The sequence below is a fragment of the Paenibacillus sepulcri genome (assembly GCF_042647105.1).
GTDB lineage: Bacteria > Bacillota > Bacilli > Paenibacillales > Paenibacillaceae > Paenibacillus_Z > Paenibacillus_Z sepulcri.
This window is the reverse complement of record NZ_JBHRUP010000001.1, coordinates 4,056,980-4,068,933: the sequence shown is the minus strand read 5'-3', so window position 1 is coordinate 4,068,933 and position 11,954 is coordinate 4,056,980. Positions and strand designations below refer to the sequence as shown.

General features: G+C 50.4%; 14 protein-coding genes and 1 tRNA gene. 2 read left to right on the top strand and 13 right to left on the bottom strand.

Features of this window, described 5'->3' with window-relative positions; genetic code table 11:
- Positions 1 to 5 precede the first annotated feature (5 nt).
- From rplI to ACFOLF_RS18030, 6 genes are all read right to left on the bottom strand, one after another.
- Entirely contained in the window at positions 6 to 452 is a 447-nt protein-coding gene (gene rplI, locus ACFOLF_RS18055; RefSeq protein WP_210046622.1) for a 50S ribosomal protein L9, read from the bottom strand.
- Complete coding sequence (locus ACFOLF_RS18050) at positions 449 to 2,410, bottom strand: DHH family phosphoesterase (protein ID WP_210046621.1); 1,962 nt, start codon at positions 2,408 to 2,410, stop codon at positions 449 to 451. Before ACFOLF_RS18050 ends, rplI begins: the two co-directional genes overlap by 4 nt.
- A 19-nt stretch (positions 2,411 to 2,429) precedes the next feature.
- On the bottom strand, positions 2,430 to 3,332 hold the full coding sequence (locus tag ACFOLF_RS18045) for a DUF2232 domain-containing protein (RefSeq protein WP_210046620.1): 903 nt from the start codon (positions 3,330 to 3,332) through the stop codon (positions 2,430 to 2,432).
- Positions 3,333 to 3,480: 148 nt separating this feature from the next.
- Positions 3,481 to 5,493 carry an amidohydrolase family protein gene (locus tag ACFOLF_RS18040; RefSeq protein WP_210046619.1) on the bottom strand — a complete coding sequence of 671 codons (2,013 nt, stop codon included), beginning with the start codon at positions 5,491 to 5,493 and terminating at the stop codon, positions 3,481 to 3,483.
- Positions 5,494 to 5,619: 126 nt separating this feature from the next.
- Positions 5,620 to 6,060, bottom strand: a complete 441-nt coding sequence (locus tag ACFOLF_RS18035; protein WP_210046618.1) for a CBS domain-containing protein — start codon at positions 6,058 to 6,060, stop codon at positions 5,620 to 5,622.
- A gap of 67 nt (positions 6,061 to 6,127) precedes the next feature.
- Positions 6,128 to 7,243: an LCP family protein gene (locus tag ACFOLF_RS18030; protein WP_210046617.1), complete on the bottom strand. Its 1,116-nt coding sequence runs from the start codon at positions 7,241 to 7,243 to the stop codon at positions 6,128 to 6,130.
- 259 nt (positions 7,244 to 7,502) lie between these two features.
- Between ACFOLF_RS18030 and ACFOLF_RS18025 the strand changes: the two genes are divergently transcribed.
- Positions 7,503 to 7,841: a DUF4870 domain-containing protein gene (locus tag ACFOLF_RS18025; protein ID WP_210046616.1), complete on the top strand. Its 339-nt coding sequence runs from the start codon at positions 7,503 to 7,505 to the stop codon at positions 7,839 to 7,841.
- A gap of 83 nt (positions 7,842 to 7,924) precedes the next feature.
- Here ACFOLF_RS18025 and ACFOLF_RS18020 read toward each other — a convergent pair whose 3' ends face one another.
- The 4 genes from ACFOLF_RS18020 to rpsF form a co-directional block, all read right to left on the bottom strand.
- Positions 7,925 to 8,638, bottom strand: coding sequence for a polysaccharide deacetylase family protein (locus tag ACFOLF_RS18020; RefSeq protein WP_379114248.1), 714 nt, complete (start codon positions 8,636 to 8,638; stop codon positions 7,925 to 7,927).
- Between the two features lie 391 nt (positions 8,639 to 9,029).
- Positions 9,030 to 9,311 (bottom strand): 30S ribosomal protein S18, encoded by a 282-nt coding sequence (gene rpsR / locus ACFOLF_RS18015; RefSeq protein ID WP_189000309.1) that lies wholly within the window; start codon positions 9,309 to 9,311, stop codon positions 9,030 to 9,032.
- A gap of 19 nt (positions 9,312 to 9,330) precedes the next feature.
- The gene (ssb, locus tag ACFOLF_RS18010) at positions 9,331 to 9,885 is read right to left on the bottom strand and encodes a single-stranded DNA-binding protein (protein WP_210046614.1); all 555 of its coding nucleotides are present in this window, start codon (positions 9,883 to 9,885) and stop codon (positions 9,331 to 9,333) included.
- Between the two features lie 48 nt (positions 9,886 to 9,933).
- Positions 9,934 to 10,218 carry a 30S ribosomal protein S6 gene (rpsF, locus tag ACFOLF_RS18005; protein WP_210046613.1) on the bottom strand — a complete coding sequence of 95 codons (285 nt, stop codon included), beginning with the start codon at positions 10,216 to 10,218 and terminating at the stop codon, positions 9,934 to 9,936.
- A gap of 224 nt (positions 10,219 to 10,442) precedes the next feature.
- Between rpsF and ACFOLF_RS18000 the strand changes: the two genes are divergently transcribed.
- Complete coding sequence (locus ACFOLF_RS18000) at positions 10,443 to 10,625, top strand: YjzC family protein (RefSeq protein ID WP_210046612.1); 183 nt, start codon at positions 10,443 to 10,445, stop codon at positions 10,623 to 10,625.
- A 451-nt stretch (positions 10,626 to 11,076) separates the two neighbouring features.
- On the opposite strand, the gene ACFOLF_RS17995 is transcribed toward ACFOLF_RS18000, so the two are convergent.
- From ACFOLF_RS17995 to ACFOLF_RS17985, 3 genes are all read right to left on the bottom strand, one after another.
- Positions 11,077 to 11,167: transfer RNA gene (locus ACFOLF_RS17995), tRNA-Ser, on the bottom strand.
- A 56-nt stretch (positions 11,168 to 11,223) separates the two neighbouring features.
- Positions 11,224 to 11,451 carry a DUF951 domain-containing protein gene (locus tag ACFOLF_RS17990; protein ID WP_210046611.1) on the bottom strand — a complete coding sequence of 76 codons (228 nt, stop codon included), beginning with the start codon at positions 11,449 to 11,451 and terminating at the stop codon, positions 11,224 to 11,226.
- Between the two features lie 71 nt (positions 11,452 to 11,522).
- Entirely contained in the window at positions 11,523 to 11,762 is a 240-nt protein-coding gene (locus ACFOLF_RS17985) for a DUF3343 domain-containing protein (protein ID WP_210046610.1), read from the bottom strand.
- Between the last annotated feature and the right edge of the window lie 192 nt (positions 11,763 to 11,954).

The following is an 11,954-nucleotide window of genomic DNA, read 5'->3' as shown; positions in this document are numbered from 1 at the left end:
CGTTATTATTCCTCTGCCGCCTGAACCTTCAGCTTCGCCTTCACTTCCGGATGCAGCTTGATCAGCACCTGGGTGACGCCAAGCGTCCGAATCGGCTCATCCAGCTCAATTTTCCGCTTATCGACCTTAACCGCATGTCCCGCTTCCAGCGCTTCAGCGATTTGCTTGCTCGTAATGGCACCGAATAACCGGCCGCCCTCACCCGCTTTGGTCTTGACGACGACAGTCAGCTCTTCCAGCTTCGCCGCAAGCGTCTTGGCGTCTTCCTTTTCCTTGTCCTTGCGTTTTTGTTCCGATGCCGTCTGCAGTTCAAGCGTCTTCAAATTGCCGTCCGAAGCCAGTTTGGCCAGCCCTTGCGGAAGCAGAAAATTGCGCACATACCCTTCTGATAAATCCTTGACATCGCCCTTCTTGCCCTGCCCCTTAACGTCCTTCAATAAAATAATTTTCATTCGAATAACCCCTCTTCCTTCTCGATTTCTTGCAGAACCTGTTTAAGCCGCGCTGCCACTTCCGCAACGGTGCCTTCCTGCTGCACCGCGGCATTGGTGAGATGTCCGCCGCCGCCCATCCGCTCCATGACGAGCTGAACATTCATACTGCCAAGCGACCTCGCGCTTACACCGATCAAGCCGTCCTGCCGCTGGCCGATCACGAACGAGGCCAATATGTCTGTCATGTTCAGCAATGTGTCTGCCGCCTGGGCAATAAGCAGCTGTGAATACTGCCGGTCCTGCTCGGTTATCGCAATTGCAATATGCTCATAGACGATCTCCGCATGCTTGATAATCTCCGCTTTCTTGATGTACTCGGTCAAATCCTCCTTCAGCATCCGCTGAATGAGCATCGAATCGGCTCCGTTGCGGCGCAGAAATGACGCAGCCTCGAACGTCCGGGATCCGGTACGCATGGAGAAACCTTTGGTATCGACTGTAATGCCTGCCAGCAGGGCGGTCGATTCTCGGACATCCAGCATGACCCGGTCATGAATGTACTGCAGCAGCTCTGTTACCAGCTCGCAGGTAGAAGACGCATAAGGCTCCATATAGACGAGAATAGCGTTATTAATAAACTCTTCGCCTCTGCGGTGATGATCGACGACAACGATCTTGCTTGTCAGCGTCAGCAGCTTGGGCTCCTTGACCATGGAGGATTTATGCGTATCGACCACAACAGCCAGCGTTCCGGAATCGATTAGTCCCATTGCCTGCTCGGGGGATATGAACCGTTTATAGATCCGCTCTTCTTCCCTCAGCATCTCCATCATCTTCTGAACCGCGGGATTGAAGCCCTCAATGACAATAAAAGCTTCTTTGTTGAACATTTGAGCCGCTTTCAGAACACCGACTGCCGCGCCGATGGAATCCATATCCGGCATCTTGTGGCCCATAATCACCACATTCTCGCTCTCCTTGATCAAGTCCCGAAGCGCATGGGCGACTACCCTTGCGCGGACGCGCGTCCGCTTCTCCACCGCGTTGGACTTGCCGCCGTAGAAGGATTGGCGCTGCCCGACCTTAACCGCCGCCTGGTCGCCGCCGCGTCCAAGCGCAAAATCCAGACTCGTCTGGGCCCACTGCCCAAGCTCGACAATACTTTCCGCACCTGCGGCGAACCCGATGCTGAGCGTCATGGGAATCTTGATCTCGGCAGACATCTCCCGTACTTCGTCGAGCAGGACAAAACGCGATAGCTCAAGCTGCTTCAAGGTCTTCTGATTGGTAATAATCAGAAAACGGTCGGAGGTGAGGCGCTTCAAATACAGATGGAACTTGCTCGCCCAATCTGTAATTTCCGCGGTTGCCCTGGAGAGAAGCGCGCTGCGCTGCTGGTCATCCATGCCCTGGGTCACCTCTTCAAGGTTATCCATCATGACAATGCCGAGCGCAATTTTCTCTTCCTCATATCGCTTCGCCAGCTGCCAGCGCTGGGTGATATCGCGAATATAGAGCAAACGCTCATCGAAGCGAAACATCAGCTCATAGACCGAGCCGCCAATTGCCGTCTCCAGCGTGCCCTCCCGCTCCTTCGCCTGCGATAACGTAGGAAAAAGTTCATCCATCGACTCTCCGATGACCGATTCCTTCTCCAGCATCCGGCTGACAAAGCTGTTATGCCACTCTACCTTGTTGTCCTCGTTGTATAGAATGATGCCAAACGGCAGCTCGCTTGTCACCTCGCTCCCGGCTTTTTTGACCCGGTACGACAATGTTCCCAGATAGGTCTTCAAGTCGCGGCGAAAAGCGCGCTCGGCCAGAACCGAATAGACGCCAACCGCAGCCGCAAGTACAAGGCTGATCAAACCATACAACCAATCATACCAAGCCAGCGCTATTGTAAGCACAATAATCAGCACGAATGCCCATAGCTGGTGCATTCCATGCCATCGTTTTATTAGAAACTTCGGCATTCATCATTCGCCCCTGTTGTCAAGGTTTCTTAAACGCTTTGCGGATCGGAAAACCGGCATCAATTACACCGATCAAGCTAAGCGGCGGGAAAAAAGCAACAAGCGCCGACAGCAGCAGCGGCACCGCCTTGTTCCATTTGCGTTCATGGGCGATAAAGAAGAAGAAGCCCATCGCCTGAATGGAAAAGGCGAGACGCATAAGCGGAACCAGATTAAGCAGTGTAACCGTCAGGAAAGAATCTCCTCTGTCCGGTGTCGCCATATCGACCAGGAGTACGATGAGATAATAAAAAACAAAAATTCGTGGAAGCATCCAGTCTTTGGCGGGCTGCAGCTTGGGTACCGATACGCCCATGGACCGCAGCACAGGCCTTGCAATAGCATGCGCAATGACCGCCAGCACGAACGAAACGGTAATAAACGCCATAGGAATGGAGTGGATCAGCATTTGAATGTACGACTCCGTCAGTTCTGCATTCCATCCCGCCGGAAGCAGACCATTCGCACTAAGCTCGCTCACCGTATCCATAATTAATTGACGGATTTCACGAAGCAGCGAGAAGTCAAGCAGCACATCAAACAGAACCAGCTCCAAGAGGAATAACCCCAGCAGGGTTAACAAGGTCGATGTCAGCACCTTGCGGGCCGATGCCCTTTTGAGATACATATGTCCCATCATGATTGCCGGTACAAGGAAGAAGAGACCTACGATTAGTGCCGCATAACCGATTACCGCGACTGCGACAGCATATACAACCAGCATATGCAGCGCGAACGCCCGCCTGGATAATGTGGTGTACAAAATAACGGTCGGCACCATCATCACGGCAACAATTAAAGCATTGAACAGCGGAACTGCGATCGCTAGTAATAAGAGAAGCGCCGCTGCGCTCCATAAAATAGATTTTATGCCGGTTTTCAAACCGTTCACCTCTTGCTTGGTTACTTGTACACAGCTTTAGCTTTACTCCCCATTATAACATAAAACCCCAGACAACACAGAGTGCGTTGTCCGGGCGTTAGCGTCTCCTGGGGAGGGAATGTTCCAAACTCGCTCAGGGAGCTGATTCTTACGCTTCAATAGACCAGGTGTCACCGTCGTTTTCAGGCCTCAAGCCTATGGACTCAAGGAATGATAAGGGTACGAACGCACGTGCTCCGATGGACAAGAGCTTAAACGTGGCCGCTTCTGATTTCGCCAGATAGCCGCGATCCAGCATAAGCTCGCCCTTGGCGGGCGGCTTTGTCGGATCGGCTGAAGCGTCTCCGCCTGCGCCTTCGGCGATGGTGAAGGTGTGAGCCATCTCATCCCATGTGATGCTGTATTGGTGTTCGTCGAGTGCGGCCAAATCCACATAGGTCGCATCATTATAGCGGATAAGCGGGTAGCTGCGCTCTTCCCATTGCAGTGCGCCTGCCGTTTCCCCAACACGGTCAAAATGGCTGCGTATCGGCTCGCCGACGCGGATTTTTTTGTTCAGCTTCCCGTTCTCGAGGGCAATTTGCCCGCCAACCAGCACATATTTGATGCCGGCGGACATGATATCGGGATGCTCCACCGTAGATTTGTCATTAATCGTGTTGTAATCGAAAATGACCAGATCCGCATCCATGCCTTTGGCGATCCGGCCTTTCTTGCGCAGTGCCGGAGCCTGTTTCTCCAGCCGCTGCGCAGGCAGGAGGCTCAGCTTGGCAATGCCGTCCATCAAGGACATCACATTCTGATCGCGCACATACATACCGATGGTCCGGGCGAAGGCGCCCGATGCCCGCGGATGATTATTGAATCCCGGCTCCAATATCGCGTCGCTGCCAATCATCACATAGGGCGACCGGAAGGCATCGACAATGGCTTCAGGCGGAATCGCATACGCGACTGCGAGCTTGCCCTGTTTTTGATACATGCTGAAGGTTTTATCCGTCAGACGCTCCCTTGTGCCGGCAATTTGCAAATCTTTGTACGTGATGCGGAAGCGCTCCTGCCAGCCTTTGTCAAAACGGGCCGAGTTGAGATAAGTGCCCCAGTAATTATAGGGATAGGTACAGGCCGTTATATCGAAGCCCTGCTCCCTTGCCTTGTCGATAATAGCCAGCGCCTGAGGCATCGTAAAAGTTCCGCCGGTGCTGTTGATATGATCAATATGTACGGCAGCTCCCGTTTTCATGGCATAATCCACAAGCTCCTGCGTGCCTTCCAGCTCCGTTCCCGGCTGCTCCATGTCGGAATAACGGCCATGAAAATAGACGGGAACGTTATATTCACGGGCAAGCTCCATCAGCGGCACCACTTCCTCCGCAGAGATCCCCGGCACATATTCGAGACTGAAGGAGATGCCCAGCGCCCCATCGTTAAGCGCCTGCTCCGCCTGCTTGCGGATTTCCTGCACCTGTTCGGGCTTCGCCGCGTCATAGCGGCCCAGCTTGAACTGATTGCGCGCCTGCGTATAGAAGAAGGACGCTCCAAAATGGACCGGTGTCTCATTGCGTTCGTAGTAGCTGTACCACTGCTTGGGCGTCAGCGTTCCCCCATGCATCGCGATATTCGCCGTCACGCCGTCTCCAATCTTCTGCCATACCCCAAGCGGATTTGGGTCATACGAGAGATTGTCAATGAAGCCGGGAGAGACCACCAGACCCTTGGCATCAATCTCATGCGTCCCCTGCAGCGGCCTGGACGTGACAATACCGATCTTCCCGTCCTTGATTCCCACGTTCAGCCCTTCCTGATCCAGCTTCGTCTCCGGATTGATGACTCTGCCTCCTGTAATGATCGTGTCGTACAAGAGACCGGTCTCGGCATCGGTTACTTCCCGTTCAAGGGCTTCGGCCGGACTTGGCGGTTCAGCTGCCGCCTTCTCTTTGACGCCTCCCGTGCCGCCGGTATTGGGAGATGAGTTGTCCTTTCGTGCCTGCCCGCCCTCTTGGCTTGTCCCGTCTGCGGCATTCCCCGGTGAACCTTCATCAGGTTGTGAATAGGAGTAAACGAGATAGCCGGCCAATCCAATAATCAATATGGCAGCAATGGCCATAAACGCGCGGAACGGCCCCCTGCCGCCCCGCCTATGTTGTTCGTACCTGTTCATTTTACGCGTGCCCCCGCTCTATCTATATAATAAAAAACACCGTCCCCCACAGGAGGACGGTGCCCGTTTACCAACTGTTTCCTATATCGTACTATGCTTCAGGTTCGAACGCAATTCGCGTTACGCTCACCCTGCAGCCATTTCCTCTTCATCCACCGATTTGCCGCTTACGATTATTTTCTCGCAATAGTCAATAATGTCGCTGCGTCTGACGATTCCGATAAACCGGTTCATATCGTCAATAACGGGCACGAAATTCTGTACTTTTGCCAGGGAAACCAGGTCTTCCATATTGGCATCGATGCTGACTGCCTTATTGGCGAGACGCATATCGATATCCGCAAGCTTCACTTTATGGGTCTGATCAAACGATACATTCGGATTATTTTTCATAAACCATAACAGATCACCCTCGGTCAATGTACCGGCGTATCCGCCGTGATCATCAAGGATTGGAACTGCCGTGTACCGGTGATGCTCCATTCTCTCCAGCGTTTGGCGCAGTGTTGCGTCTAAGGTCATACAGACAACTTCTTGTTTTGGAAGTAAGAAAAATGCAATATTCATTCCATCATTCGCCCACTTTCGTACTAGTCGGTCTAAACTGCGGATCGATCGCTTTTGGGCACTAAACTTACTGTTCTCCAGCCGCGGGGGAAGCATCAGTGGACGCCGAGGAAGTCGATGCGGACAATGATTTCACCGGCTTCTCCGTCTTGTTCTGATATTCTTCAGGAAGCGGCAGCTGGTCCTTCTGCGTTGAAGGGTTCAGCCAAGCCTCGATCAATCCTTTACTGCTTGCAAGATCATCTTCATCAGCAAAAAAGTACCAGATACCATGGTCGGTCAGCCGGCGCCCTTCCCCTTTGAGTGTATGGCTGTAAATCGTGCGGTTATCCGATTGAAGCATATTTTTGGCCAAATCAATCATATGCTCCGGCGTCAGGTCTGTGCTGAAGTTCTTGCCCATAATATCAATAAGTTCAGGTATCTGGCTCCACTGCCCTACTTGAGCCGCTTTGTCCATAATGGCATTCAGGAACACCTGATGCCGCCCGGAACGGCTTGTATCACCACCGGCGTCTTCCCGGTAACGCACATAATTAAGCGCGTCCTTGCCGTTGTACAAATCCTGCCCGGCTTTAACCACAAACTTCTCGTGATCAGCTTCTTTATTGACCAGATCCTCCGTAATAGGCAGGGCAATACCGCCCATCGCATCAATGACATCACGGAAGCCTGTAAAGTTAATTGTAGCATAATGGTCCACCTTGGCGCCAAACAACTTCTCAACCGTTTCCACGGACATTTTGGCTCCGCCAAATGCGTAAGCGTGCGTTATTTTATCTTCATAGATATCGCCCGACTTTGTTTCCTTACCCACAATTTCCGTATACGTATCACGGGGAATCGATATCATCAGAATGGCTCCGTCCGCCGGCCTGATCACGGTATAGATCATGGTATCAGAGCGGCCGATTTCCTTATCCCGCTGATCCACCCCCAGCAAAAGCAGGGAAAACGGATCCTCTTTCTTATACACGACAGGCTGCGGTACCGGCCGGCCTTCGAGCGGCTTATAGGAATTCTCCAGCTTCTTTTCCACCTTCTTGGAAAGAAAGGCATCAAAGCCCCAGAGAGCCAGAGCGGTCCGGTTATAGTACCCGGCAATCCCGGCAACTATTACAAAAGTAAGGATGGCGATCAACCATTTTCCTTTTCGAGATAATCGACCTGTTGGTTGTGTCATGTGCTTCAAGCACTCCTATTCATTAAACTTGATCGGCATTCCTGAAAGAGGCGCATAATAGTGCCCTTATCCTTAAAGATAAACTGTTTCTTCACTAGTTTAAACGATTATTTTCGACCGAAAGTTACAATTCATTAACGATTTGTGAATGCTGCCGGATAATCATTCTCCAATGCCTGTTTCTGCCGCTGAATAGCATAGATTTGGTAGTAGTAGAATACATTACATAGAGACTTTTAGTTGGGAAGGGTGATTATTCATGGCGCCGGATCCATCTTCAACCGGACTTGACCCCAAAGTAGCCGGATTGCTTTGTTACCTTGGCTGCTTCGTTACCGGGATATTATTTCTCATTCTCGAGAAAAAAAGCCGCTTCGTTAAATTTCATGCCCTGCAGTCCATCTTTGCCACTGTTGCTCTTATTGTTATTAATATTGTACTTGGTTTTATTCCCGTACTTGGCTGGCTTATCGGACTTCTCCTGACACCGGCCACCTTCGTGCTATGGATCGCGCTCATGCTGTTTGCTTTGCAGGGCCGTTGGTTTAAGTTACCCCTAATTGGTGACTATGCACAGGATCAAGCCGGAAAATTTTAAAGATGCACGAAGTTCCTTCAGCGATGCCATGGTGACAGCAATCCGCTCCCGCGTACAGTGAGCCTGTGCGACCAAATGTTTATTTAATCCGGGAGCTTGTCAGGCAAATTCAGCAGCTCGGGAACAGTAACGAACGTATAACCCTGATTGGTCAAATCGGGTATTAATTGTTTGAGTGCTTCGATCGTGTTGGATAAATGGTCCTTGCCGCCCGAACAGTGCTGCAAAATAATACCGCCGGGATACAGCTCTTTATGAATTAATGTCATGATTTCATCTGTCGGGGCGCCCGACCAATCCGTAGTATCAACGGACCAATCAATGATATCCATCCCCTTCCCGTGAATAGCTTTTTCCTCTTCCTTGGAAAGCGCCCCATAGGGAGGGCGGACTATGCTGGGATAGTAACCTACGATGGATTTCAATTCCTCCTGCGCATCGTCTATCTGCTTCAGCGCTTCCTCTGTTGGGATCTTGTCAAAATGCGGATGTGACCATGAATGATTGCCGATCGCATGACCTTCCTTCTCAATACGGCGCACCATATCCGGGTGTGCCTTCGCCTGGGTTCCAATAATAAAGAAAGTAGCCTTGATGTTGTTTTTCTTCAGGATGTCCAGAATTTTCGGAGTGGCTATCGAATCGGGGCCGTCGTCGAAGGTCAACGCCACTTTCTTTCCTTCAGACGGCCCGTCATAAAATATTTTTTTGGGGCTTGGTTGAATAACAGCCGGTTTATTGACGACAGGCTCTTCCTGTCGGGGCTTTTCCGGCTGAGCTGCGGCAATTGGGGCCATCTTTTCCTCCTTACCGGAAAAGTTATCTCCAAACGCGACTATAGTTCCACTGATTATAAAAATGAGGAATAAAAAGGGGACGATTCTGACCATTCTGAGCTGCCTTCTGTTCATTCGATTCATTCGGTTCATTCTCATTCGAGTGACTCCTTTTTAGCTAACGCCAGTTGGAATAGAAGCTACTCTTAAGTTATAAACCTCAGATATCTCCGCAACGTCTATAATTTGCAACTAATTTGTATCTATTTATAATCGGTATTATAGTGAACCGTATTGTACTATCTATGATTGATGTGAAGAGTAATCCTCTTCGCATGAATAAGAATGACAAACAAAAAAGACAGCCGCCATAAGCGACTGTCTTCGTTGTTTTGAAAATGCTGTTTCCAATCTATTCCGTTGTGTATGGCAGCAAAGCTACTTGACGCGAACGTTTGATGGAAATGGTCAGCAGACGTTGGTACTTCGCACTTGTTCCGGTTACACGACGCGGAAGGATTTTCCCGCGTTCGCTGATAAATTTACGAAGCAAGTCCGTATCTTTATAGTCAATGTGTGTAATTTTGTTAGCAGTGAAGTAACATACTTTACGGCGCTTGTTACGGCCTTTGCGGCCGCCGAATTTGCGTTCTGGACGCTCATCGCCACCACTATCTCTTTGTTTGAAGCTCATTGTTCATCCGTCCTTTCATTTAGAATGGCAAATCATCTTCCGATATATCGATCGGGCGTCCGTCATCTGAGAACGGATCGCGATTGTCGTTCCTCGGTGATCCTCCGGAACGGCCTCCACCGCCTTGCGAACCTCCGCCGCCGTAGCCGCCGCCTTGATTGCCGCCACCTTGCGAGCTTCCTCCGCCTTGGCCGCCATAGCCGCCGCCTCCTCCACTGCTGCCTTCCTCACGCGAATTTCCGCCATCGCGGTTAGGAGACTCCAGAAAACGCACGTTATCAGCAATAACTTCCGTCACATAGACGCGCTTGCCTTCGTTGTTCTCATAGTTCCTGACCTGGATACGGCCCTCGACCGCGGTTAAACGGCCTTTGCGCAAGTAATTGGCGCATGTTTCAGCCAGCTGACGCCATGTGACAATCGGGATAAAATCCGCTTCCCTCTCGCCTTGACCACCACTGGTAAAAGGACGATCCACAGCAAGCGTAAATTGCGTTACCGCAACGCCTGCGGGTGTATAGCGCATTTCGGGGTCCTTTGTTAATCTGCCAATGAGAATAACCCGGTTCAACATCGTTTATCGCCTCCAATCGAACAATCCTTGCGTTAACGTATCGCTTGATTAAGCAACGTCTTTGACGATCAAGTAACGGATAACTTCATCCGTAATTTTCATGACGCGGTCAATTTCAGCAATAACTTCAGAAGTTGCGTTGAAATGGACCAGTACATAAATACCGTCACGAATCTTGTTGATCTCATACGCAAGTCGGCGTTTGCCCATCACGTCATGCTTTGTGACTTCTCCGCCGTTTCCGATGATGCCTTGGAACTTGTCGGTGATTGCTTGAACCGCCTCTTGTTCCGCATCTGGACGAATGATATACATCACTTCATATTTGCGCATTTGTTTCACCTCCTCTTGGACTAGCGGCCCCCGAATGGGAGCAAGGAGCGAGTTTTAACTCGCATACCTAACTACTATATCAATTTACAGGGCTCCTGGCAAGCAAGCATTTGGGCTGCATCCTCTTCCGTATTCTTCCGTTCATGTTCTGCTGGTCGCATTCACACACTAATGTGCCGGGCTTGTACAGCCGGCCAAATCTTATGTAGGTGGTGCCAAAGATAATGGGTGAATGGACCGAGTTCAGACCGGGTGACCGCGCTCCTAATGAAGGAACTTATATTGAGGTAGGAGAAGCTTCCTTCCATATGGGAATCAACAACCCCAAGAAGGTACATCTGGACAAAGGCGAGAAACTTCCAAGCACGTCCAACAGCGACCGCAAGTGGAAAAAAATGACTCATTAATCGAAGCTGGAAGAACCGGCTAATGCCGTCCTTAGGCGAGAGAGGCAGGCTTTTACCCTTATAAATATAAGCAAAGTATAGATCGAAATTGTACTTTCTTATATTTTCAAAAAATTTCTTGCATAAGAAACCGTCCGGTGGAGCATCATAGGTTTGACGGTGTAAAGAGAGGTGTGGTTCCGTTGGACCTTATGGAGCAAGGACCGCAAGGTAATGTTGTTCACTCAGCTTAGAAGCAAAGGGTTGTGCCAAAGACATTGTCTGCAACACATATGCGCCGGATAAAAACGGCGTACCGAGGTTTCTAACCAAAAGCATGAAGTGTAATACGTGTGCCTATTCAATGAACCACCGTCAGGAAGAGCTCGCAAGAGCTCTTCTTTTATATTTATGCTGCAGGATGAAAATAAAAAAGACGATTCATGGATGAACCGTCATCTTAGGTAAGTTATGGCGGAGAGGGTGGGATTCGAACCCACGCACGCTGTGACACGCCTAACTGATTTCGAGTCAGCCCCCTTGGGCCTCTTGGGTACCTCTCCATTTGCGTCAGCGAGAATTATCATATCATGATGCCCGTCCGATTGCAAGCCAAATATTAGTGACTTTGCTCCCCGACCGGCCCATCCGGAGCTGCGGCTGAACGCAGCACTTTTTTCATGTTTTTCTCGAATTTTGCCCGGGGGATCAGTACACTGTGCTTGCAGCCCACGCACTTGATTCGAATGTCCATTCCCATCCGGATGATCTCCATCTCGTTGGTTCCACAAGGATGCGGTTTCTTCATTTGTACAACATCGCCGAGCTCAAATTGTTTACGCTCCATCCGCATTCTCTCCACTCTTTTTTCTGTTTCAACCGCTTTTTTTCAAACTCTCCTCTGCAGCTAGCAAATCCTCAGATATGAACCTGATTATAACCGCCCTCCACCTGCTCAAACAATCCCCTTATTTCCACATGCTCATTCACAAGAATCTGGTTCACCTGGATCAGCTCTTCATCTGGAAAATGAATCGTCAGCGCACATCCGGCTGTAATTTCCTTCGGAGTGGGAAACAGGTCTATCTCAATATCGGCATATTCTAGCAGCATCTCCGCCCGCAGCGCCTGTTGTGTAGAATCAAAAGCAATCAGCATGCCTTGCGCCTCCGCTCATTTTATCCTTATTAGTGGTACGATGAACCGGCTGTGGACTCCTCTGCAGGCAGTGCAAGCTCCCTCCATCCCGTACAACGGAACGATGCTATGCAATGCGCACCTTTCTGATGTTTCAAGTATAAAATGGTTGTCCCATCCATATACTAGTAACACAGATAGACGGGAGGAGAT

Excerpts from the sequence above, each read along its gene's own strand:
- rpsR (WP_189000309.1), bottom strand. The coding sequence starts at position 9,311 with ATGAGCTTCAAACAAAGAGATAGTGGTGGCGATGAGCGTCCAGAACGC.
- ACFOLF_RS18000 (WP_210046612.1), top strand. The coding sequence starts at position 10,443 with ATGGGTGAATGGACCGAGTTCAGACCGGGTGACCGCGCTCCTAATGAA.
- ACFOLF_RS18030 (WP_210046617.1), bottom strand. The coding sequence starts at position 7,243 with ATGACACAACCAACAGGTCGATTATCTCGAAAAGGAAAATGGTTGATC.
- ACFOLF_RS18040 (WP_210046619.1), bottom strand. The coding sequence starts at position 5,493 with ATGAACAGGTACGAACAACATAGGCGGGGCGGCAGGGGGCCGTTCCGC.
- ACFOLF_RS18020 (WP_379114248.1), bottom strand. The coding sequence starts at position 8,638 with ATGGCCCCAATTGCCGCAGCTCAGCCGGAAAAGCCCCGACAGGAAGAG.
- ACFOLF_RS17985 (WP_210046610.1), bottom strand. The coding sequence starts at position 11,762 with ATGCTGATTGCTTTTGATTCTACACAACAGGCGCTGCGGGCGGAGATG.
- ACFOLF_RS17990 (WP_210046611.1), bottom strand. The coding sequence starts at position 11,451 with ATGGAGCGTAAACAATTTGAGCTCGGCGATGTTGTACAAATGAAGAAA.
- ACFOLF_RS18050 (WP_210046621.1), bottom strand. The coding sequence starts at position 2,410 with ATGCCGAAGTTTCTAATAAAACGATGGCATGGAATGCACCAGCTATGG.
- ACFOLF_RS18035 (WP_210046618.1), bottom strand. The coding sequence starts at position 6,060 with ATGAATATTGCATTTTTCTTACTTCCAAAACAAGAAGTTGTCTGTATG.
- ACFOLF_RS18025 (WP_210046616.1), top strand. The coding sequence starts at position 7,503 with ATGGCGCCGGATCCATCTTCAACCGGACTTGACCCCAAAGTAGCCGGA.
- rpsF (WP_210046613.1), bottom strand. The coding sequence starts at position 10,218 with ATGCGCAAATATGAAGTGATGTATATCATTCGTCCAGATGCGGAACAA.
- ssb (WP_210046614.1), bottom strand. The coding sequence starts at position 9,885 with ATGTTGAACCGGGTTATTCTCATTGGCAGATTAACAAAGGACCCCGAA.
- rplI (WP_210046622.1), bottom strand. The coding sequence starts at position 452 with ATGAAAATTATTTTATTGAAGGACGTTAAGGGGCAGGGCAAGAAGGGC.